Origin of the sequence: Nocardia sp. NPDC047654 (assembly GCF_043205035.1) — a bacterium.
Lineage (GTDB): Bacteria > Actinomycetota > Actinomycetes > Mycobacteriales > Mycobacteriaceae > Nocardia.
This window is the reverse complement of sequence record NZ_JBIDDF010000022.1, coordinates 66,114-87,656: the sequence shown is the minus strand read 5'-3', so window position 1 is coordinate 87,656 and position 21,543 is coordinate 66,114. Positions and strand designations below refer to the sequence as shown.

General features: G+C 68.9%; 17 protein-coding genes. 13 read left to right on the top strand and 4 right to left on the bottom strand.

Annotated elements, in window-relative coordinates; all coding sequences use genetic code 11:
- Positions 1-624: 624 nt before the first annotated feature.
- Positions 625-891 carry a hypothetical protein gene (locus tag ACGF7Y_RS33705; RefSeq protein ID WP_393241140.1) on the bottom strand — a complete coding sequence of 89 codons (267 nt, stop codon included), beginning with the start codon at positions 889-891 and terminating at the stop codon, positions 625-627.
- 37 nt (positions 892-928) lie between these two features.
- Here ACGF7Y_RS33705 and ACGF7Y_RS33700 point away from each other — a divergent pair, with 37 nt between their 5' ends.
- The 4 genes from ACGF7Y_RS33700 to ACGF7Y_RS33685 all read left to right on the top strand — a co-directional run bounded on the left by ACGF7Y_RS33700 (position 929) and on the right by ACGF7Y_RS33685 (position 3,951).
- Positions 929-1,609, top strand: a complete 681-nt coding sequence (locus ACGF7Y_RS33700; protein WP_393241137.1) for an enoyl-CoA hydratase/isomerase family protein — start codon at positions 929-931, stop codon at positions 1,607-1,609.
- The gene (locus ACGF7Y_RS33695; RefSeq protein WP_393241134.1) at positions 1,606-2,169 is read left to right on the top strand and encodes a TetR/AcrR family transcriptional regulator; all 564 of its coding nucleotides are present in this window, start codon (positions 1,606-1,608) and stop codon (positions 2,167-2,169) included. The genes ACGF7Y_RS33700 and ACGF7Y_RS33695 overlap by 4 nt, the downstream gene beginning before the upstream one ends.
- A 165-nt stretch (positions 2,170-2,334) precedes the next feature.
- Positions 2,335-2,970, top strand: a complete 636-nt coding sequence (locus ACGF7Y_RS33690) for a LysE family translocator (RefSeq protein WP_393241131.1) — start codon at positions 2,335-2,337, stop codon at positions 2,968-2,970.
- Between the two features lie 240 nt (positions 2,971-3,210).
- Positions 3,211-3,951 carry a GAF and ANTAR domain-containing protein gene (locus tag ACGF7Y_RS33685; RefSeq protein ID WP_393241128.1) on the top strand — a complete coding sequence of 247 codons (741 nt, stop codon included), beginning with the start codon at positions 3,211-3,213 and terminating at the stop codon, positions 3,949-3,951.
- Between the two features lie 372 nt (positions 3,952-4,323).
- Here ACGF7Y_RS33685 and ACGF7Y_RS33680 read toward each other — a convergent pair whose 3' ends face one another.
- Complete coding sequence (locus ACGF7Y_RS33680; protein ID WP_393241125.1) at positions 4,324-4,527, bottom strand: hypothetical protein; 204 nt, start codon at positions 4,525-4,527, stop codon at positions 4,324-4,326.
- A 424-nt stretch (positions 4,528-4,951) separates the two neighbouring features.
- Here ACGF7Y_RS33680 and ACGF7Y_RS33675 point away from each other — a divergent pair, with 424 nt between their 5' ends.
- Together ACGF7Y_RS33675 and ACGF7Y_RS33670 are read left to right on the top strand one after the other, a co-directional pair.
- The gene (locus tag ACGF7Y_RS33675) at positions 4,952-5,311 is read left to right on the top strand and encodes an STAS domain-containing protein (protein ID WP_393241122.1); all 360 of its coding nucleotides are present in this window, start codon (positions 4,952-4,954) and stop codon (positions 5,309-5,311) included.
- Complete coding sequence (locus ACGF7Y_RS33670) at positions 5,308-6,276, top strand: anti-sigma factor RsbA family regulatory protein (protein ID WP_393241119.1); 969 nt, start codon at positions 5,308-5,310, stop codon at positions 6,274-6,276. The genes ACGF7Y_RS33675 and ACGF7Y_RS33670 overlap by 4 nt, the downstream gene beginning before the upstream one ends.
- Positions 6,277-6,427: 151 nt before the next feature.
- On the opposite strand, the gene ACGF7Y_RS33665 is transcribed toward ACGF7Y_RS33670, so the two are convergent.
- A complete protein-coding gene (locus ACGF7Y_RS33665; RefSeq protein ID WP_393241116.1) occupies positions 6,428-7,132 on the bottom strand; it encodes an AraC family transcriptional regulator in 705 nt (234 codons plus the stop codon).
- Between the two features lie 150 nt (positions 7,133-7,282).
- On the opposite strand from ACGF7Y_RS33665, the gene ACGF7Y_RS33660 reads away from it, so the two are divergent.
- The 3 genes from ACGF7Y_RS33660 (at position 7,283) to ACGF7Y_RS33650 (ending at position 9,922) form a co-directional block, all read left to right on the top strand.
- Complete coding sequence (locus ACGF7Y_RS33660) at positions 7,283-8,272, top strand: zinc-binding dehydrogenase (RefSeq protein ID WP_393241113.1); 990 nt, start codon at positions 7,283-7,285, stop codon at positions 8,270-8,272.
- Between the two features lie 220 nt (positions 8,273-8,492).
- Positions 8,493-8,888 carry an ectoine synthase gene (locus ACGF7Y_RS33655; protein WP_393241110.1) on the top strand — a complete coding sequence of 132 codons (396 nt, stop codon included), beginning with the start codon at positions 8,493-8,495 and terminating at the stop codon, positions 8,886-8,888.
- The gene (locus tag ACGF7Y_RS33650) at positions 8,885-9,922 is read left to right on the top strand and encodes a threonine aldolase family protein (protein WP_393241107.1); all 1,038 of its coding nucleotides are present in this window, start codon (positions 8,885-8,887) and stop codon (positions 9,920-9,922) included. The genes ACGF7Y_RS33655 and ACGF7Y_RS33650 overlap by 4 nt, the downstream gene beginning before the upstream one ends.
- A gap of 93 nt (positions 9,923-10,015) precedes the next feature.
- Here the strand turns inward: ACGF7Y_RS33650 and ACGF7Y_RS33645 are convergent, their stop codons facing one another.
- Entirely contained in the window at positions 10,016-10,603 is a 588-nt protein-coding gene (locus ACGF7Y_RS33645; RefSeq protein ID WP_040871975.1) for a TetR/AcrR family transcriptional regulator, read from the bottom strand.
- 159 nt (positions 10,604-10,762) lie between these two features.
- Between ACGF7Y_RS33645 and ACGF7Y_RS33640 the strand changes: the two genes are divergently transcribed.
- The 4 genes from ACGF7Y_RS33640 (at position 10,763) to ACGF7Y_RS33625 (ending at position 21,532) form a co-directional block, all read left to right on the top strand.
- Positions 10,763-11,689, top strand: coding sequence for a ParB/RepB/Spo0J family partition protein (locus ACGF7Y_RS33640; RefSeq protein ID WP_393241104.1), 927 nt, complete (start codon positions 10,763-10,765; stop codon positions 11,687-11,689).
- Between the two features lie 54 nt (positions 11,690-11,743).
- Positions 11,744-13,960 (top strand): MMPL family transporter, encoded by a 2,217-nt coding sequence (locus tag ACGF7Y_RS33635; protein ID WP_393241101.1) that lies wholly within the window; start codon positions 11,744-11,746, stop codon positions 13,958-13,960.
- A 15-nt stretch (positions 13,961-13,975) separates the two neighbouring features.
- Complete coding sequence (locus ACGF7Y_RS33630; RefSeq protein ID WP_393241098.1) at positions 13,976-15,121, top strand: LLM class flavin-dependent oxidoreductase; 1,146 nt, start codon at positions 13,976-13,978, stop codon at positions 15,119-15,121.
- A gap of 129 nt (positions 15,122-15,250) precedes the next feature.
- A complete protein-coding gene (locus ACGF7Y_RS33625) occupies positions 15,251-21,532 on the top strand; it encodes an SDR family NAD(P)-dependent oxidoreductase (RefSeq protein ID WP_393241095.1) in 6,282 nt (2,093 codons plus the stop codon).
- Positions 21,533-21,543 lie beyond the last annotated feature (11 nt).

Genomic DNA, 21,543 nt, shown 5'->3' with positions numbered 1-21,543 from the left:
CCCGAACCACTCACCACCACACCAGCAACAACCAAAGCCGAGACCGTTATCGGAGCAGATACACGCATTCGGCCACACCCAATCCTCGACGTCGTCCGCGTCTCGGGCGGATGCATCCGCACGCGGACAACGGAGTCCTTCTGCGGGGTCATGTCGACCCCGGCCCACTCCGCAGAAGCGGAGCGAACCTGCGATAACATACGGTACACAACTGCGAGTACATCACGGGTACGATCCGGGAAATTGCCAATAACTTAACGCTCTTCGCAGCTACTCTGAGTCCAGAGTACCGGCCCGCGCCACCCCACGCCCGTGCCCGTTTCGTCCGCTACTGTCGCAGTAGAGGTTTCGCGAAGGCCTTGTCGCACTCGACATGTCGGTCGACGAGGCCCGGATCCAGCTACTTCTTCGCGAAATAGAGCAGCACCGAGGATGCCGACGGCAACCGCATCCCCCACGCGGTGGTGTGCGATCCGTACCGGCCCAGGATGTTCGGCACGAGTCCTGGCGTAGTGGATGACACCGTGATCGTCCGATCGCTCGACGAACCGAACTGGCCGGCCTCGATCTCACCGACGGACAACGAATCCGGCAGCAGCCGACGCCGTTTCCGACCACGTCACGCTACGACGGCATCATCGACGCAAGCGACCTCATCCCGACCGACGGCACCACCGTGCACTCGATCGACGCCGGAGACGGTTCGATCGTCTGGTCGATGCCGTTACCGCCCAGTGGCAGGCCCAGCTTTCGCTCGGCGGTGAAGGCGATGGGTGGCCGCATGGCCACGGTGACGGCGCATGAATTCACCGGATACGGCGCGGGGTAGTCGTGCCCGACCGTGAACGTCAGCGGCGTCCGCATTCGATCATCGTTGACTGCGTCTTCCATACCGGGATACTCGTACGATCGTGCTACCTTATCGCGCATGACCCATGAGCACCTTGTCGTGGCGGACCTCGGCGGAGGCGTGTGGAGGTTGGGGCTGGACCGCCCCGACGCGCGCAACGCGCTCTCCTCGTCGCTGCGTGTCGCGGTCAGTGATGCGGTGGATCGCCTCTCCGGCCGTGACGATGTGGGCGCGCTGGTCCTCTCGGGCGCCGGTTCGGTGTTCTGCGCGGGCTTCGATATGGCCGAGTTCCGACGGGCCGCGGAAGATCCGGACTTCGGTGTCGAATTGTGGGCGTCCAGCGACCGGTTCCACCACACCCTGTTGCGGTGTCCCGTCCCGCTCATCGCGGCGTTGAACGGGCCCGCGCTCGCCGGCGGCTTCGATCTCGCGACGATGTGCGACCTGCGCATCGCGCAGCCGGGGGTGTGGTTCGCTCGTCCCGAGGTCGCCTTCGCCGTGCCGCTCTACGAGCCGCTGCGTGACCTCGTCGGTGGTGCGCTGGCCCGCGAGCTGTGCCTGACCGGCCGGCGTGTCGAACTCGACGAAGCCTTGCGCGTCGGGCTGGTCAATCGCGTGGCGCCCGAGGCCGGAGCGCTCGAGGCGGCGCTCGAGCTGGCTCGCGAAATCGCCGCGCGGCCACGCGATGTCAGCAGGGCGACCAAGGCGAAGTTCGTGACCGCCGCCGGGGTCTCGGGTCGAGCCACCCTCGCGCTGTGAGCGACCGGCGCCGCAACGGCACCCGTGATCGGCTCATCCGGGTGGCCACGGGCCTGTTCCGCCGCCGGGGTGTGGCGGGGGTCGGAGTCGGTGAGATCTGCGCGGGCGCACAAGTCACCAAAGGCGTGTTCTCCCATCATTTCCCGGGCGGCAAGGACGAACTCGTCGTCGCGGTCGTCGACCGCAACGGTGCGGATGTGAGCGGGCAACTAGCGGCTTTCGGCTCCGGCGACGCGGCCGATTCCGTTCAGGCCCTGTTTCGCGCGTACGCGAGCGCGATGCGCCTGAAGGGTAACGACTTCGGTTGTCCGGTCGCCGCCGCCGTCGTCGACGGTGCCACCTCGACAGCACCCGCGATATCCGCCGCGAACGTCGCTTTCGACCGATGGCGCGTGATCCTCGGCGAACGGCTGGGCGACGACGACATGGGAGCGCTCGTCGTCGCGGCGCTCGAAGGCGCGATCCTGCTCGCCCGCGCGGAGAAGGAACCGGCGACGCTGGAACGGGTCGGTGACGCGCTCGCGCAGCTGATCGAGCCCGCGACTCGAAGCGCTGGCTGACACCGGATCTATGGGCAGAAATCGCGAGCCTTCCGGGATTGGGGTCGTCGCTGTGGGTAACCCACCCGACGTTGCCCGGCGCAGCTACTACGCGACGAGGTCACCTTTCCTGGGCTGGAGAGGTTGCCGTCGAGAAACCGGAGTTTTCGGATGGACGCTCAGCTTGTGGGGGGTTTTGCGGCGGCGGTGCTGCTGGCCTATGTGATTCCCGGCCCGGATTGGTTCGTGGTTCTGCGCCACGCTTCTCGCTCACGGGTTGCGGGTATGCACGCGGCGGCAGGAGTTCAATGCGGCTTGATCGTGCACATGGCGGCTGCCGCGGTCGGTGTGTCGGCCATCTTGTCGACCAGTGCCGAGGCGTTCACCGTGGTGAAACTCGCTGGAGCGGCTTATCTCATCGTTCTGGGTGTGCGTGCGTTGCGGGACGGCTATCGCGGATGGCGCGGCTGCGCTGCCGAGCGGGCCGCCGGGGTGTCGTCACCGGCAGCAGCGCCGGGCGCACAGGTGTTGGCTCGAGCGTTCACAGCCAATGTGTTGAATCCCAAAGCCGCGCTCTTCTTCGTCGCGGTGTTGCCACAGTTCCTGGCCCCCGCGCGTCCGGTAACGCCCCAAGTACTGCTGCTCGGTGCACTCGACATAGCCATCGGTGGCGCTTGGTGGCTGCTGTTCGTCGTCACGACGACGCGCTTGCACGCTCTGTTCCAGCGCCGTCGGGCGCAGATCGCCGTCGATTCTCTCGCCGGAGTCGCGTTGACCGGTCTCGGCGGAGCGCTGGCCTTCACCGACCGCGCGCGGGTATAGCCAGGTTTCTCGCGCCGAGGTTCGATGCCGTCGCAGCGCCCGGCGCATCCACGGGTCGATATGGCGCGGCGGCGTGTCGCCCACTCCCGGCGCACGCACGTCGGGTTGATGACGTTGTTGCTACCACGCCACCGGTTCGCGCGTAGGGTGGTGTGCACTGTCCTTCGGAACCAGGGCGAGGCCGGCGCTCCCGGACGGCACCTGCCATCTCGGGAGCTTTCTCGGAAAGACGGGCAGACGATGACGGATGTGCGCCTCAGCGACGCCGACAACACACCGACCGGTTCCTCCGCAGCGGAGGGCGATCTGGCCGCGCGCCTGGGCGATCTGGCACGTTACCTGCAGGAACAAGACGATCTCGAGGACACGTTGCGCGGCATCGTCGATACCGCCGTGCAGACGGTGCCCGGCGCCACCTACGCCGGAGTCCTGGTCAGCGACAACCGCGAGACGATGCGTACGCCGGCTGCCACCGCCGACCTGATCCACCGAGTCGACCGAGCGCAGATCGACCTGCGGCAAGGGCCGTGCCTGGACGCGCTCTACCACGAGCGCATCGTGGTGCTGCCCGATACGACCGACGAGCCGCGGTGGCCACGTTTCGCCGCCCGGGCCGCCGAACTCGGCATCGGCAGCATCCTGTCTTTCCAGCTCTATGTCACCGGCAACGACCTCGGTGCCCTCAATCTCTACTCGCCGGCCCCCGCGGCCTTCGACACCGAATCCGAGCGAGTCGGCTCCCTGTTCGCCGCCCATGCCGCCGTGGCACTGGCCTCCGCCCAGCAGGTGACCCAGCTCGCGCGGGCGATCGACACGCGCGATCTGATCGGACAAGCCAAGGGCATCCTGATGGAGCGCCACAAACTGACCGCCGATCAAGCCTTCGCCCTACTCGTGCGCGCCAGCCAACACACCAATACCAAACTGGCCGATATCGCCGAGTACCTCACCCACCGCGGCGAACTACCCCCGCGTCCATGATCAGCGCTCGAAGACCGACGTCACTGGCAGCCGACGTCGGTCATCGCGTACCGCGGCGCCCTGCGCCAGCTGTTCAGGCATGGCGCCGAGTCGATCGATGGACTGGAATCCCGACGCATGGCGCTCGGTGGCCGCGGCAAACGGTGAGCGGGCCCCTGTCGGCGGACAGGGGCCCTGAGTCCAGCGCTACCGCGTCAGGGCTGACGAGGATGAGTTCCGGCGGTAGGGGCCGTGCGAGTGTCCTTGCGGCGCGCCAGGCCCGCCGGGCTGCCGAGGCCGAGCAGATTCCACAAGCCGGTCTTGTCGCTGTTGTCGTCGACGTGGGTGTCCTGGGCCGGCAGCGCCGGCGCAGGAGCCGGGGGCGTCCGGGTGTCACCCGTTTTCGGTGACGGTGGTGTCCGGGTGGCGACGGCTGGTGTCGGGCTTGACGAAGTGCCCGGTGATCGCCGAGCGGTCGCGACGGTTGTCACCCTGGTGCGGCTCGTCCTCGCCGAGCGTGGTCTTCGGGTTCTCCGCTGCGGTCTCCTCGCTCACATATTCGCCGGTCTCGGCGGAACGATGGCTTTTCTCGGTCACAAGATCCTCCTCGAGCTGTCTGGTCGCACCCCTCGTCGGGGTGCCGATCCAGTCCTTGACCGAATAGCACCCAGACGGCGCGGGAAACGTCCGCCGACAGCTGATTTCGACCCGGGCGGCCGCAGTGCGCGAGCCGGAAGCCGAAAGTGCCCGGCAAACCGCATTATTCGGGCTCTTCCCCGTCACAGCAGGCCGATGGGCCGCTCCCCAGCCGCAGTGACATCGAGCACAGAGGCCGAGCGGGAGACCCCGATGTGTCAGAGCCCCGACGAGCCGCGACGGACGTCGCATAGGCCGTGGTCACGCAGGATCGCGAAGACGTCGCCGGACCACGGCACCAGCGGGCTGTGTGGAGGTGCTCGCTCGGCGGGGGCGTAAGATCCCCGGCGTCGTCTCGTGTTGGCCAGTGGAAGGTCGGTGAGCAGTGGAGCCCGCACCGTCGGCCACGCCTCCCCGTAGTGCGGCGATCTCCGATCCTTCGACCCTCCGCACGTCTCGGACCAGCAGTCCTTCCGGTCTACGGTGCGTAGGAGCGGTAGATTTCACCACCCGGGATGCTTGGCGCTCGGCGCTGGCCGAACTGACCGCCGCGCAGCGCGACGCCCACTTGGACCTTTCCGAGCTGACGTTCATCGATGTCCACGGGACGTCGATTCTGGTGGAAGCCGCCTCCCACTCACCGCAGGCGCCACGAATCGTGTTGCATCGGCCTCCGCCGATGATGCTTCGGATCCTCGGAGTGTTCTGGCCCTCCCTACACACGATCGAGGTAGTGCACACATGAGCTCTGTCGGCGCTGCGTCGGCCACTTCGGAGTCGACCGATCCCTTTGTGCATCCCGCGCTGTTCTATCGCGACACAGAGGAATACCTGGCGGGGACCCTCGGATTCATTCGCGAGGGGCTCGCGAACAATGAACCGGTCGCTGTCGCGGTACCCGGGCCGAACCTGGCCCTCCTGCGTGCCGAGCTGGGCTCCGACGCGAGCTCGGTACACCTGATGGACATGACCGTCGAGGGCCGCAACCCCGGCCGCATCATCCCTGGAGTGCTCCGTGCCTTCGCCGACCGGCATCGGTCCGGACGCGTGCGAATCATCGGCGAACCCATCTGGGCCGGCCGCTCGTCGCTGGAGTATCCAGCGTGCGCTCAGCACGAGGCGCTGATCAACGCGGCGTTCACCGGGCGCGAAGTCAGCATCCTGTGTCCCTATGACACCGCACGTCTGTCGCCGGAGGTCCTGGCCGACGCGCACGTCACCCATCCCGTCCTCATCGACCACACGGGCCGGCGAACCAGCGACGACTACGACCCCGACCACATCGTCGACCTCTACAACGAACCGCTCCCCTCCGCACCCCCTACCGCCACCACCATCGTCTTCGACGCGACATCCCTGGCGCACCTCCGGCACGTCGCCACTGAGCACGCCCGCAAAGCGGGCATACCCGAGCACCGTCTGATCGATCTCGAACTGGTCGTCGCGGAGACCACCACCAACTCCGTCGTCCACGGCGGCGGGAACGGCACGCTGCGGATGTGGGCCGACGACAACCGCCTGTGCTTCCAGATCAGCGACAAGGGACACATCACCAATCCACTCGCGGGCCGCCTGCCCGCACAAACCTATCGGCCGGGCGGCCGCGGTCTGCTGCTGGTCAACCAGCTCACCGACCTCGTGCGCATACACACCGGCCGGCACGGCACCACCATCCAGCTCCACTTCGACTTCGATCACGAGCTGCCGTAACCCACTGCGGAGCGGTCGGCGACACGGGGTCGCCGTCGACCATGTGGCGGCTACCCCGGGTTCGCCGGAAGTCAGCGCAATGCGCCGCGGCGGCCGGTCACCAGCCCGATCAGGGACAGCAGGATCACCGCGCCGTCAGTCGATTCATGCGCTACTTCGCCGGATGCGCAGCCCGGTAGCGGCCGGGTGTTGTGCCGATGATGCCGGTGAAGGCCGCGATGAAGCTGCTGGGATTCGCCCACCCGCAGGCGTGTGCGACGTAGGTGGTGTCGTGGCCGTCGGCGAGCAGGACGAGTGCGTGATAGACGCGCAGCTGGGTGCGCCACTCGTAGAAGGTCATGCCGAGTTCGTCGTGGAACAGACGGCTGAGCGTGCGAGCGCCGGCTCCGATCGTTCGCCCGAGTTCGGCCAGCGTCGTGTTGTCCGCGGGGTTTCGGTGCAGTATCCGCGCGACGGCCTGCAACCGGTCGTCCTGCGGTTGCGGCAGGATCAGTGGCTGCTCGTGCGCTTCGCGGAGTTCGTCGACGAGGACCCGGCGAAGGCGAGCGCGCGCGGCGCGCTGGTGGTCGCCGGCGACCCGGTCGCCATCGCGCGAACCCGTGAGGGTGAGGAGGATTTCGCGGACGAGGCCGGAGGCCGTGAACACGGCTGGATGGGTTGGTACGAGGCGGGCCAGGGATGCCGGGAGAAAGACGATCCGCATATCGGTGTGCCCGTGCGCGCGATGGTAATGCGTGAATCCCGCAGGGGTCCATGCGACTCGATTGGCCGGAACGATCGATGTGCCGCGCTCGGTGTGCACCGACAAGACACCACGCGCCGCGTAGACGAGATGCCCGCGGGGATGGGAATGCACCGCACTCGTTCCTCCCGACGGCCAGGTGTGAACGCCTCCGGACGGCCATATCCGCGATGTCGCGCCGGGCCGGGGAGGTTGGCGGGCAACGGGCACAACTCGGCATTCTATCGGTGGCAGGCCGGTCCACCTCCCGGAGACAGTGGACATATGTCTACGACGATGCGAGCGGCGGTCTGTGTCGGAGCGGGTGGCCCGGAGGTGCTGGAGATTCGAGAGCTGCCGGTACCGGAGGTCCGGGAGGGCTGGAGCCTGGTGCAGGTGAAGGGCGCCGGCTTGAACCGGTCGGAATTGAGAACCCGGCAAGGTCACTCTCCGAACGTGCGGTTCCCCCGCGTGCTCGGGATCGAATGCGTCGGAATCGTGGCGGCCTCGACCGATCCCGGGCTGCCGGAGGGCACGACCGTCGCGGCGGTGATGGGTGAGATGGGCCGGGAGTTCGACGGCGGTTACGCCGAATACGCGCTGTTGCCCAACGCACTACTGATGCCGGTCACCACCGCGTTGCCCTGGGAGGTGTTGGCCGCGCTGCCCGAGACATATCTGACCGCGCAGGGGTCGCTGGACGCGTTGGGGGTCGTGCCGGGTGCCCGGGGGCGGTTGCTGATTCGTGGCGGGACCTCGTCGGTGGGGATGGCGGCCGCGTCGATCGCGTCCAGCCACGGTATCGAGATCGCCGCCACGACACGGCAGCCGGGCAAGATCGACGCCTTGGCTGCGGCCGGCGTCCACCACCCACTCCTCGACGAGGGTGGCGCGCCGGCGGCGAGTGTCCGCGCGATCTGGCCCGAGGGTCCTGACCATGTATTGGATCTCGTCGGGGCGAGCACGGTGGTGGACTCGCTGCGCCTGGTGCGCCGCGGCGGGACCGTGTGTGTGGCGGGCTCGCTCAGCGGGTGGTCGATTCAGGACTTCGAACCGGTAGCGATGATCCCGTCCGGAACCAAACTCACGGCCTTCCACAGCAATACGGTGCAGGGCAGCGCGGGTACGCCGGTGCTGCGGCGGATCGTCCGCGCGGTCGAGGCCGGCGCCTATCGACCCAACCTCGACCGTGTCTTCGGCCTGGCCGACATCGTTTCGGCCCACCGGTACATGGAGAGCGATCACGCCACCGGAAAGGTTGTCCTGGTGCCCTGACCAGGGCCGGTCGATGTCCGACACCGAGACGGTGGCGGCCGTCGCGAGCCACGACCTTCATGGCGCGATCTTAACGATAGGGGGCGCTTCTGCCACTGTCGCCGAGCTTGCACGGCAGCCATGATCGGGATGATCGCGAGTACACGCCCGTCGCGGGAAAGGGTGATGACCGCGGTGCCCGATGCACGTCGCCGTGCAGAAACGAGAGGAAACGTACTTCATGATCGTCCGTTCACTGAAAGAGATCATCGGCACCGAGCGCGAGGTGAAGGGCCCCGCGTGGACCAGCCGTCGCCTGGTGCTCGCCGAGGAGAAGGTCGGCTTCTCCGTGAACGACACCGTGGTGCGCGCGGGCGCCGAGCTCGAGATGTGGTACGCCAACCACATCGAGGCCGTCTACGTCATCGAGGGGCGCGGCGAAGTGGTCGACGACGAGACCGGTGCAAGGCACCAGCTCGAGCCGGGCGTGATGTACCTGGTCGACGCACACCAGCATCACACCCTGCGCGCCCACACCGAGTTCCGCGCGGTATGCGTGTTCAACCCGCCCCTCACCGGCCGCGAGGTCCACGACGAGAACGGCGCCTTCCCACTGCTGGCCGAAGAGGACCAGTGAGCGACTCGATCTTTTTCGCCAGCGACAACAACGCCTCCGTGCACCCGGACATCATGGCGGCGCTGGCCGCCGCCAACGTGGGCCACCAGCCGGCCTACGGCGCGGACGTCCACACCGCGCGGCTGCGCGAGCTGATCAAGGATCATTTCGGCGAGCGCGCCGAGGTCTACCCGGTCTTCAACGGCAGCGGCGCCAACGTCGTCGGGCTGCAGGCGATGTGCGACCGGTGGAGCGCGGTGGTGTGCCCGGACTCCGCGCACATCCACCTGGACGAGTGCGGCGCACCCGAGAAGGTGGCCGGGCTGAAGCTGATCCCGGTGCCCACCCCGGACGGCAAGCTGACACCGGAACTGCTCGACCGGTACGCGTGGGGCTTCGGCGACCAGCACCACGCTCAGCCCAAGGTCGTCTCCATCACCCAGAGCACCGAGCTCGGCACCCTCTATACACCCGGCGAGATCGCGGCGATCGGCGCGCAGGCCCGCGAGCGCGGCATGCTGCTGCACGTGGACGGCGCCCGGCTGGCCAACGCCGCCGCCGCGCTCGGCCTGCCGCCACGCGCGTTCACCACCGACGCCGGTGTGGACGTGCTGTCGTTCGGCGGCACCAAGAACGGCCTGATGCTCGGCGAGGCGATCGTGGTGCTCAACCCGGACGCGGTGCGCGGCACGGCGTACCTGCGCAAGGCCGCGCTGCAGCTGGCCTCCAAGATGCGGTACGTGTCGGCGCAGTTCGTCGCGCTGCTGGAGGGCGACCTGTGGCTGCGCAACGCCGGGCACGCCAACGCGATGGCGGCCCGGCTGGCCACGGCCGTCGCCCGGGTGCCCGGCGTCGAGATCGTACGGCCGGTCCAGGCCAACGCCGTCTTCGCCGTACTGCCCCGCGAGGTCACCGATCGGCTGCGGAAACGGTTCCGCTTCCACGTCTGGGAGGAGCGCACCGGCGAGGTCCGCTGGATGTGCTCCTTCGACACCACCGAGGCCGATGTGGACGCCTTCGCGGCCGCCATCGCCCGGGAGATGGCCGCCGCGTAGCCGCAACCACAGCAACGTGTCGGCTGCGGCAGCCGACCAGCACCTGTGAGACACGAACAATATTCTGTCCGAGGCACTTTCGTGCCGGTCAGCTCAGGTCGCATCGCCCTCGGGCGGTTCCCCGGCAAGCGATCCGGTGCGATTGGCGGTCAGCATCCGCACGGCCGCGATCCGCAGATCCGGACGGGCACGCCGGGAGGTCAACTCGGCGAGGCAGATCTCACCGACCATGGCGACCTTCATCCGGGAGGCGGCATCGGGGTCCGGCCACCCCGCGGCGACCATGTCCGGCCGCCCGACCGCGATGAACAGTTCGTGGCGGCGGCGGATCTCCTCGCGCAGATCCGGATCCGTGCGCGCTTGGACCATGAACGCCTCGGTGCCGCGGGCGTCGAGGCAGGCATCCAGGAACGCGTCCAGGCTGGGGCCGATCCGTTCGATCCCCGGCGGAATCCCGGCCAGCGCCGCGGCCACCGACTGCGACAGCGCGTCGAAGAAACGGCGGTGCAACGCGATGACGTAACTGCGGCGATTGACGAAGTGATGGTAGAAGGTGCCCTTGGCCATCCCGGCTTCCTCGACCACCGCGTTGATCGAAAGCCGGTGCAGCCCCTCGCGTTCCGCCACCACGGTGCCCGCGATGAGCAGAGCCGTGCGACCGGGGTCGGCAATGACTGTCATGCTTTCGAATTCTCCCGACTCTTTCCGGAAAGCCTAGTGTCGCGCACCGGGCGCACCTACGCTGTGACCGATCGGTCGGTCGAAGCCTAGCCGGGTTCCGGATGGACCATCGGGTCATCGAGGACCGATCTGAATCCGGGCGACCCTGGGGGTTTCGAAATGTCCGCTGAGTTTAAATTGGTGAGCGGCGATGTGGTGCCGCTGGCGTCGAACGCGCGCTATCTCGTATCCATCGATGAACTGTTGCCCGCGGACTCGCCGCGGTCGAACGGCGAGGACCGCAGGCATATCGCACGACTGGCCGAGAGCGACACCGAATTGCCGCCGATTGTGGTGCATCGCAGCACGATGCGCGTCATCGATGGAATGCACCGGCTGCGGGCCGCGCAATGGCTCGGCCGCGAAGACATCGAAGTCGTGTTCTTCGACGGGACGGCGGCCGAGGCTTTTCTGCGCGGCGTCGAACTGAATACGACGCACGGGCTGCCGTTGACGCTCTCGGACCGCAAAGCGGCGGCCGAGCGGATCATCGAGACGATGCCGGAATTGTCCGACCGGGCCATCGCGTCCACCACGGGGCTGTCCGCGCGCACGGTGGCCACGCTCCGGCAGCGTTCGAGTGCGGAAATTCCGCAGTCGAACATCCGCGTCGGCGCCGACGGCAGGCGCAGGCCGTTGGACCGCGCGCAGCGCAGGCGCCGCGTCGCCGAGCTGCTGGCGGCCTCCCCGGACATGCCGCTGCGCGCGCTGGCCGCCGCGGCGGAAGTGTCCATCAGCACAGCGCACGCGATCCGCAAACGCTTGCGCGAGACCGGATCACCCGAGCACGACAGCGCCGCCGACCAGCCCGAGGGCAGCGCGCTGCTGCTGCAGCAACTCACCCGCGACCCGGCCATGCGGCACAGCCAGCAGGGCCGTGACCTGCTGCGCTGGCTGCACACCCACTCGATGCAGCGCGAGGTGTGGACCGCCCTGGTGGCCACGGTCCCGCCGCATTGCATTCCGGCGGTCGCCGAGCTCGCCCACCGCAATGCCAAGGAGTGGCGTGCGCTGGCCGGCTACATCGATCCCGGCGCCATCGAATAGCACCGATCGCATACGCATTCGCCACGGCCGGAGTTCGAGAAGAGGTCTTTCATCATGCTTGTTGGTCTCGCACGCCTGGCGATCCGGCGGCCGCGATCCATCCTCTACGGCGCGCTGCTCATCGGGATCGTCTGCGTCGGGCTGGGCTGGTCGGCGCCTGCCCACCTGAAGTCCGGTGGTTACGTTCCGTCCGACACCGAGTCCGCCGAGGTCGCGGCGTTCCTCGGCCGCGAATTCCCCGCCGCCGCGCCGAATCTCGTACTGCTGGTCACCGCGCCGGACGGGCTCGACAGCCCCGCGGCGCGGGCGGTCGGTGAGCGGCTGACCGCGGATCTGCGTGGCCGCGACGAGATCGACGCGGTCCAGTCCTATTGGGAACTTCCCCCGGATCTGCGGCAGGGCCTGCGCGGCAGCGATGGCCGCGACGGTCTGGTCCTGGCCCATGTCACCGGCGACGACACCGACGCGCCGAAACGGGCGGGCGCGATCGCAGGCCGGGTGAGCGGCGACTTCGACGGCGTCACCGTGCGTGCGGGCGGCCAGGCGGTGGCCTTCGACGAGATGAGCCATCGGATCGTCACCGACCTGCTGATCACCGAGGCGATCGCGATACCGCTGACCGGGCTCGCCTTGATCCTGGTCTTCGGCAGCGTGACGGCCGCGCTGATCCCGCTGGCGGTCGGCGTGTTCAACATATTCGCCACGCTGCCGATCCTGCGGTTGCTCACCGAGGTCGGCGACGTGTCGATCTTCGCGCTGAACATGATGAGCGCATTGGGTTTCGCGGTCGCGATCGACTCGAGCCTGTTCATGGTCAGCAGGTTCCGCGAGGAACTCGCCGCTGGACGCGACACCGCCTCCGCGGTGTCGCGCACCGCACACACGGCGGGGCGCACCGTCTTGTTCTCCGGTGTGGTGATCGCGCTGTCGCTGTCGACACTGCTGGTCTTCCCGCTGTATTTCCTCAGGTCGCTGGCGTACGCGGGGCTGGCCGTGCTCGGGGCGGCCGTGTTCACCACGCTGCTGTTGGTGCCCGCGGCGCTCGCGCTGCTCGGTCCCCGTGTCGACGCGTTCGACCTGCGAGCCCTCTCGCGCCGCCGATTCCACCGGCCGCGGCCCGCATCCGTCGAGATCACCGAGACCCGGTGGTACCGCGCGGTGCGGCTGGTCATGCGCCATCCCGTCGTGGCCGCACTGGCCGTGATCGCGCTGCTGCTGGTGCTCGGGTCGCCGTTCCTGTCCATCCGGTTCGGCGCCGCCGACGACCGGGTCGTCGCCGGGGCGTCCAGCCATGCGGTGGGTGACGCCTTGCGCACCGGCTTCCGAGAGAACGCGATGGCCGGCGTGCTCGTGGCCATGCCCGGATACCGGGGCGGCGACAGCGAAATCGCCGCCTACGCCGAACATTTGTCACGGGTCGAGAACGTCTCGACCGTGCTGTCCGCGGCGGGCGTCTATGCCGGCGGACTGAAAGTCGCCTCCGCGCCACCCGGCATGCGCGACGACGCGGGCACCTATGTGCGCGTGGGCACCCGGCTCGACCCGTACTCCCCCGCCGCGATCGATCAGCTCGACCAGGTGCGCGCGGTCCCCCCGCCGAGCCAAGCGATGGTCGGCGGCGCGGCGGCCGAAAACGTCGACACGCTCGACGCGCTCGGAGCGAAAGTCCCCTTGGCCGTCTTCGTGATCGCGCTGTCGACCGTAGTGGTGCTGTTCTTCTTCACCGGCAGCGTGCTGCTGCCGATCAAAGCGCTACTGCTCAACACGCTTTCGCTCGCGGCGACCTTCGGCGCCATGGTCTGGATATTCCAGGAAGGGCACCTGTCGGACCTGCTCGGTTTCACCTCGACCGGCTATCTGGTGCCCACGATGCCGATCCTGATGTTCTGCATCGCCTTCGGCGTCTCGATGGACTACGAGGTGTTCCTGTTGTCCCGGATTCGCGAGGAATGGCTGTCCTCCGGTGACAACACCGGCGCCGTGGCGACCGGCGTCGCCCGCACCGCACGCATCTTCACCGCCGCCGCCTGCCTGATGGCGATCGCCTTCGCGGGCATGGTGACCTCGCACGTGTCGTTCATCCAGCTGTTCGGCCTCGGCCTGACCCTGGCCGTGCTCAGCGACGCGACGTTGATCCGCGGCGTGCTCGCCCCCGCCTTGATGCGCCTACTCGGCGCCGCCAACTGGTGGGCGCCGTCCCGGCTCGCCCATTGGCACCGAAGGATCGAAATTCCCGAGACCAGCGCCGCTCTCGAACCAGTACCCAAATAGTGCGATAGGAACAACATGGCGAAATTCCGCACAGGTGTGATGGATTCCGGCGTCTACACCCGGTTCGCGCCCGACCTGCAATTTCGCGGCAGCCGCTCGGTGGCGATGGCGGGCGGAGCGGACTCGCTCTGGGTGACCGACCACCTGCCCTCGATCCTGCCCGCCTCGATCTGGAAACCGCGGCACGTCGGCATCACCCGGCTCGCACCGCACGCCGACGGGATCTACGAACCGTGGACGGCGCTGGGCTATCTCGCCGCGCAGAACCGCTTGGCCCGCCTGCGGCTCGGCGTGGGCGTCACCGACGCGGGCCGGCGCAATCCCGCGGTGACCGCCCAGGCCGCGGCCACCCTGCACCAGTTGAGCCGCGGCCGGGCCATTCTCGGCATCGGCACCGGCATCCGGGACAACAACGAGCCCTACGGCGTCGACTGGACCGCTCCGGTCGGACGGTTCGAGGAGGCGCTGGCCACCATCAGGGCGCTGTGGGATTCCGACGGCAGCCTGGTGACCAGGGACTCGCCGCACTTCCCTTTGCGGAACGCGGTCTTCGATGTCCCGCCCTACCGGGGCACCCGTCCGGAGATCTGGGTGGCCGCGGGCGGCCCGCGCATGCTGCGGGCCGCCGGTCGCTACGCCGACGTGTGGTTCCCGGGCTTCGCGCAACGCCCGCACGAGTACCGGCACCGTCTCGAGCAGGTCCGCGCCGCGGCCTCCGACGCGGGCCGCGACCCGTTGACGGTCGCGCCCGCCGCCGTGTTCAGCGTGCTCACCGCGGCCCGTCCCGCGGAGGTGGACGCTCTGGTCGAGAGTGTCGGCGCGCGGGCGCTGACCCTGTGCGCCCCCGGCCAGATGTGGACCAGGCACGGCGCCACCCACCCGCTGGGCGAGGACTTCACCGGCCTGCAGGACTACCTGCCGCAGACGCTCGACGAGCGCACCGTGCTGGACTACATCGAGAAGGTCCCGGCTTCGCTGGTGCGGGAATTCTGCCTGGCCGGTACGCCGGACGAGATCGTCGAGCAGCTCGCGGACTGGCGCGACCACGGTCTGCGCTACGCCGTGCTGATGAATCTCAGCGCAATTCATCCGCGTCTCACGCACGGGATGCTTTCCAACGCGCCACTGGTGGCGACGTTACGTAAATTGAAAAAGCTGTAACGCAGAACAATTGACGCTCGAGCGGCCCGCGCAATAGCATGACCATTCGAGCGAAGAAGCTCATCAGATATTTGTGCTGCTGCGGTCGGGGGGCTCAGCATGGACCCGCATTTCAGGCCAGGAGAAATAATGGTCGACATTGCAATAGTGGGTATCGGCTGCCGGTTTCCAGGCGGTGTATTCGACCCGGAGAGTTATTGGAATTTCCTGCTCGACAAAGGTGACGGGATCGTCGATATCCCGCCGGATCGCTGGAGTATCGAAAAGTACTACGACCCGGATCCGGACGCCCCGGGGCGTATGTACACCCGGCGCGGCGGATTTCTCACCCAGCCGCTGTGGGATTTCGACGCCGACTTCTTCGGCATCGCCCAGAAGGAAGCCGCCATCCTCGACCCGCAGCAGCGGCTGCTGCTCGAGGTGACCTGGGAGGCGCTCGACGACGCGGGCATGGCGGGCCGGGTCTCCGGCCACCGCGTCGGCGTCTACGTCGGCGGATTCATCCTCGACAACGTGCTCGGACGCAGCGGTCCGCTGGTCCGCTCGGCGATCACCAGCCACACCGCGATGAGCGCCTCGCACACCTTGCTGTCCAACCGCATCTCCTATCTGCTCGACCTGCACGGCCCGAGCCTGACCGTCGACACCGCATGCTCGTCGTCACTGGTCGCCACGCATCTCGCGGTGCAGGCGATCGCCAACGGCGAATGCGAGATCGCGCTGGCCGGCGGCGCGAACGCGATGCTGCAGCCCGAGACGTTCATCTCGATGTGCAAGGGCCGGTTCCTCTCGGTCGACGGGCGCTGCAAGACCTTCGACGCCGCCGCCGACGGATACGGCCGCGCGGAGGGCGCGGGCGCGGTGCTGCTCAAGCCGCTCGACGTGGCGCAGCGCGACAACGACCGCGTCTACGCCGTCATCCGTGCGACGGGTGTGAACCAGGACGGCCGCACCATGGCCATCCCGGTGCCGAATCCCGTTGCGCAGGAACAGCTGGCCCGTCAGGTGCGCGACGACGCCGGGGTCGCCGCGCACGAGGTGAGCTACCTCGAGGCGCACGGCACCGGCACCGCGGTCGGCGATCCGCTCGAGATGTCGGCGCTGGGCGCGGTGTACGGCGCGGTGGACGGCCGCGCCGAGCCGGTGCCGGTCGGTTCGGTGAAGAACAACTTCGGGCACACCGAGGCAGCCGCCGGGGTCGCGAGCCTGATCAAGGCCGCGCTCACCCTGCACCACCGCACGGTCGCGCCCCAATTCGACCTGACCACACCGAATCCGGAGATCGAGTTCGACGAGCTCCGACTACGGGTCCCGCTGCTGCCCGAACCGCTGCCCGCGCAGCCGGGCAAGGGCGTGGTCGCGGTCAACGGCTTCGGCTACGGCGGCACCAACGCCCACGTCATCCTCTCCGAAGCGCCGCCGCGGGCCGCGCGGGCCGACGACGAACGCCCGGTGCCGAAGGTACTGCCGATCTCCGGCCGCCACGAGACCGCGGTGCGCACGCTCGCAGGCGACCTCGCGCACGCGCTCGACCATCATCCCGCCGACGCGGTCACCGCGGCCGCCTGGACCCGGCGCGCCCACCACCCCCTGCGGGTCGGCTTCGCCTACGACGACGCCGACGATCTGCGCGCCCAGTTGCGTGCTTTCGCCGCGGGCGAGGGCCGGGCGCCCTCGCGGGTCATCGGTGACGGCGAGGTGGAGCCCGTCTTCGTCTTCAGCGGGATGGGCCCGCAGTGGTGGGGCATGGGGCGTGAGCTGCTCACCACCGACAGCACGTTCGCGAAGGTGGCCAGGGAGATCGACCGTGAGTTCGTCTCGATCGCGGGCTGGTCGATCCTGGACGAGATGCTCGCCGACGAGGCCGACTCGCGGATCGTGCGCACCGCGTTCGCGCAGCCTGCCAACTTCGTGCTGCAGGCCGCGCTGACCGCCGAACTGGCCGAGTACGGCGTGTATCCCGCGGTGGTGGTCGGGCACAGCGTCGGGGAGGTCACCGCCGCGTACGTCTCCGGCGCGCTCTCGCTGCGCGACGCGCTCACAGTCAGCTACCACCGCGCCCGGCTGCAGGCGACCACCGCGGGCACCGGAGGCATGCTGGCTCTCGGCATGTCCGAACGCGAGGCACGGGAGTTGCTCGCCCGCACCGACAGCATCTCGATCGCCGCGGTGAACAGCCCCGGCGCGGTCACCCTCGCAGGCGACAGCCAGGACCTGGAACTGCTGCGCGACACCCTGTCGGCCACCGGCACGTTCGCGCGCAGCCTGCGGGTCGAGGTGCCCTACCACAGCCATCTGATGGACCCGATCCTCGACGATCTGCGCGGCGCGCTCGGCCAGCTCACGCCGCGGGACGCGAAACTGACCACGTACTCCACCGTGACCGCCGCCGAGATCGCGGGCACGGGATGGGACGCGGACTACTGGTGCCGCAACGTCCGGGAGCCGGTCCGGTTCGCCGACGCCATCGGCGCACTGGTCGACGCGGGCCACCGGGTCTTTCTCGAGGTCGGCCCGCACCCGGTGCTCAGCGGCAACATCCGCGAGATGCTGATCCATCGCGGAGTGATCGGCGCGGCGGTGACCACGCTCTCGCGCGACCTGCGCGACCGCAACAACGTGCTGCGCGCTGTCGCGGATCTGTATGTCGCGGGCTCGCTGGACGGTTCGGCCGTACCCGGCCGGCCGGACTCGATCGTCGAGCACCTGGATCTGCCCGCCTACCCGTGGCAGCGCAAACGGGTGTGGCACGACGAGCCGGTCACCCTGCTGGATCGTCTCGGCACGCCGGAAAGCTACGCGCTGCTCGGTGATCCCACGACGGCGGCGAACTCGGAATGGGAGGTGCAGCTGTCGGTCTCGCGGCTGCCCTGGCTGCGCGACCATGTCGTGGACGGTTATGTGGTGCTGCCCGGCGCGGCCTACCTCGATGCCGCGCTCAGCGCCGCCGTCGAGCGCACCGGCCGCACGAGCGCCGGCCTCGAATCGGTGGAATTCGTCGCGCCGCTGGTGATCGACGAGCACGACGTCCCGGTACTGCGGGTGAGCGTCGAGGAATCGACCAAACGTTTCCGGATCCATTCGCGCTCGGCCACCGCCACCACCTGGACGCTCAACGCCCACGGCAGGCTCATCGAAGCCGACTTCGCCGCCGCCGCCGTGGACGTCGACGCCCCTGAGCATGCCGCCGCGGTCGCGGGGGCGGAGCTCTATCGCGGGCTGGCGGCTCGCGGGCTGGACTACGGGCCTGCCTTCCAGCGCATCGTCTCGGCCGTCGTCGGTGCGGACGCGGTGGTCGCCTCGCTCGCGCCGGTCGAGCAGGCCACGCCGATCCGGCACCTGGCTCACCCGGCGGTGGTCGACGCCGCGCTGCAATGCGTCGCCACGCTGGCCGCGGACTCGGATGCCGACATGGCGATCGTGCCCGCCGCCATCGCCGGGGTGCGCCTGCTCGGCGCGCTGCCGGAGCGGCCGCGGGTCGTGGTGACCCGCCGCGGCGCGGACCCGCTGCGCGCCGACATCGCCATCGTCGGCGAGCACGGCGAGGTCGCGATGCGGCTGCTGGGCGTCGAATTCCGCCCGGTCAGCGCGCCGGTCGATGTCACCCACCAGCTGGAACGAGTGTTCTACCAGCCCATCTGGGAGATCGTCGAGGCACCGGCGGGTGAGCGTCGCGCGGAGCAGGAAACCGTGGTCGCCGTCTGCGTCGGCGCCGACGCGGCCGGCCGCGCGGCCGCACTGCTGGGCGACCGGACCGATGTCACCGTCGTGCTCGCCGACGCGGACGCCGACGACAACGACGAGCGCCTGCGGCTGGCGTTGCGCTCACCCGACGGTGACCCGATCGCCGAACGGATCCGGGTGGTCAATGTGTTCGGCACGGCGCTCGACGGGGCGCGCAACGTCTACTGGCTCGCGCGCGTGGCGAATGCCATCGAGCATCTGCTCGCCGACGCGCCCCAGGTCCGTGTCCACAGCGTCGTGGTCACCGAGAACGCGCTGTGCACTCCCGCCGACACCGCCGTCCAGGTGTCGCACGGCGCGCTGGTGGGCGCGCGGCGCGCCCTGCTCAACGAACAGCCCGCCGCGGCGTGGCGGCTGGTGGACGCGGGAGCACAGGCCGCGGCGCCGCCGACCGATCTCGTTCTCGCCGAGGACGCGCTCGACGAGATCGGCGTGCGGGGAGACGACCACTGGGCGGTGCGGCTGGACCGGAATTTCGGCACCCATCTCGACGAGCGCAACCGCGCCGTCCCGCTGTCGGATCCGGAAGCCTCTTTCGTGGTGGAGATTCCGAAGTCCCGGCTGTTGTCCGACCTGGCGTTGCGCCGAGTCGACCGGGTCGCGCCCGGTCCGGGCGAGATCGAGGTCCGGATGGAGACGGCCGGACTCAACTACAAGGACGCGATGAAGGTCATCGGCGTGCTCACCGAAAAGGAACTCGCGGGAACCTATTTCGGCACGACGGTCGGGATGGAGGGCTCCGGCGTCGTCGAGCGCGTCGGGCCCGGCGTCACCGACGTCGCGGTCGGCGACCGGATGATGGTGTGCGCCAGGGACATCTTCCGCAAGTACGTGACCATGCCCGTCGACGCGGGCGCCACGCTACCGCACCAGCTGCTGCCCGGAGAGGACTACGACCCGCTCACCTGCGGATCCGGATTGCCGTTCCTCACCGCCGAATTCGGGCTGCGGACACTGGCGCGCCTGCGGCCGGGTGAGACGGTGCTCGTGCACGGCGCGGCGGGCGGCATGGGCATGGCCGCGGTGCAGGTCGCGCTGGACATCGGAGCGACGGTGATCGCGACGGCGGGTACGCCAGAGCGGCGTGCGCAGGTGCGCCTGCTCGGCGTGCAGCACGTGCTGAACTCGCGATCGGCCGACTTCGTCGACGAGATCGCCGATCTGACCGGCGGACGCGGCGTCGACGTCGTCTACAGTTCGGCTCCCGGCGAGATCCTGCGGCAGAACTTCCGGGTCGCCGCCGAATTCGGTCGTGTGGTCGATATCGGTAAGGCCGACATCTACACCGGCGGCGTCATCGATCTCGGCCCCTTCGACCGCAACCTCACCTTCTTCTCCGTCGACATGGACCGCGCGCTCGCCCACGACCCGGAACTGCTGCGCACGCCGATGCGGGCGAGCCATGCGGCACTGCGCTCGGGCACATACCAGTACCTCCCCTATACGGCTTATCCGGTGTCGGAGCTGGCCGCGGCTTTCGAGTCCGTCGCACGCTCCGACCAGATCGGCCGGGTTGTGCTGGACCTGCGCGAAGAACAGCCGATGGTGCGCCCCGAGCTCGCCCACCCGCGCATCGACCCGGACGGCTGCTATCTGGTGACCGGCGGTTTCGGTGGCTTCGGCCTGGCCACCGCCCGCTGGCTGGTCGCCGAGGGCGCACGGAAACTCGTGCTGGTCGGCCGCAGCGGCGCGTCCACGCCACAGGCCAGGGACCAGGTCGCGGCATTCACCGCGGCGGGCGTGGCGGTGATCGAGGAACGAGTGGACATCGCCGACTACGCCGCCACGGCAGCGCTGGTGGACCGTATCCGGTCGGTCGCACCGCTGCGCGGGATCTTCCACGCCGCGGGGGTGGTGAACAACTTGCCCATCCCGCAGATCACGCCTGAGTCGCTCGACGAGCTGTTCGCCAAAGTGCGTGGCGCCCAGCATCTGGACCGGGCGGTCGAGGCCGCGGGGATCGAATTGGACATGTTCGTGCTGTACTCCTCGATCAGCGCGCTGGGCTGCATCACCCCGCAGGTCGGCTACGCCGCCGCCAACGCCGCCTTGGACGCGCTCGCGGCCGACCGGCGTGCCCGCGGCGCCGCGGCGCTGGCGGTGAACTGGGGCTTCATGAGCGGCGGCGGCATGGCCGACAAGACCGAGGCACTGGCGGACTACGTGAAGTCGATCGGCTTCCTGCCCATCGACATGGACCGCGCCACCGCCCTGCTGCGCGAATGCCTGGCACTCGACAGCGCTCAGGTCGCGGTGGCCGATATCGACTGGACGGTGTGGTCGCGGGTGGCGCGGCCGTCTACCGACACCCGGCGCTTCGGCCAGTTGCTCGCCGACATCGGAGTCGGCGGCGAGGCAGGCGGCACCCTGCGTGCCGAGATCCTCACGCTGCCCACCGAACAGCGCGCCGACTTCGTCGCCCAGCGCCTCGCCGATCAACTCGCGGTGGTGCTCGGCGTGGACACCGACGCCGTCAACATCGATGAGCCGGTCACCGACCTCGGCATGGACTCGCTCATGGCGATGGAATTCGGGGCCCGCACCGAGAAAGAGCTCGACGTCAAGATCTCCGCACTCGAACTCAGCCGGGGCCTGTCCTTGCGCGGCATCGGCGCCAAGGTGGTCAGCCAGTTCGCCGAGCCCGCCGACGCGCAGGCCGCGGCATGAAAGGAACTCAC

Excerpts from the sequence above, each read along its gene's own strand:
- ACGF7Y_RS33705 (WP_393241140.1), bottom strand. The coding sequence starts at position 891 with ATGGAAGACGCAGTCAACGATGATCGAATGCGGACGCCGCTGACGTTC.
- ACGF7Y_RS33635 (WP_393241101.1), top strand. The coding sequence starts at position 11,744 with ATGCTTGTTGGTCTCGCACGCCTGGCGATCCGGCGGCCGCGATCCATC.
- ACGF7Y_RS33655 (WP_393241110.1), top strand. The coding sequence starts at position 8,493 with ATGATCGTCCGTTCACTGAAAGAGATCATCGGCACCGAGCGCGAGGTG.
- ACGF7Y_RS33685 (WP_393241128.1), top strand. The coding sequence starts at position 3,211 with ATGACGGATGTGCGCCTCAGCGACGCCGACAACACACCGACCGGTTCC.
- ACGF7Y_RS33660 (WP_393241113.1), top strand. The coding sequence starts at position 7,283 with ATGTCTACGACGATGCGAGCGGCGGTCTGTGTCGGAGCGGGTGGCCCG.
- ACGF7Y_RS33645 (WP_040871975.1), bottom strand. The coding sequence starts at position 10,603 with ATGACAGTCATTGCCGACCCCGGTCGCACGGCTCTGCTCATCGCGGGC.
- ACGF7Y_RS33700 (WP_393241137.1), top strand. The coding sequence starts at position 929 with ATGACCCATGAGCACCTTGTCGTGGCGGACCTCGGCGGAGGCGTGTGG.
- ACGF7Y_RS33640 (WP_393241104.1), top strand. The coding sequence starts at position 10,763 with ATGTCCGCTGAGTTTAAATTGGTGAGCGGCGATGTGGTGCCGCTGGCG.
- ACGF7Y_RS33625 (WP_393241095.1), top strand. The coding sequence starts at position 15,251 with ATGGTCGACATTGCAATAGTGGGTATCGGCTGCCGGTTTCCAGGCGGT.
- ACGF7Y_RS33630 (WP_393241098.1), top strand. The coding sequence starts at position 13,976 with ATGGCGAAATTCCGCACAGGTGTGATGGATTCCGGCGTCTACACCCGG.
- ACGF7Y_RS33670 (WP_393241119.1), top strand. The coding sequence starts at position 5,308 with ATGAGCTCTGTCGGCGCTGCGTCGGCCACTTCGGAGTCGACCGATCCC.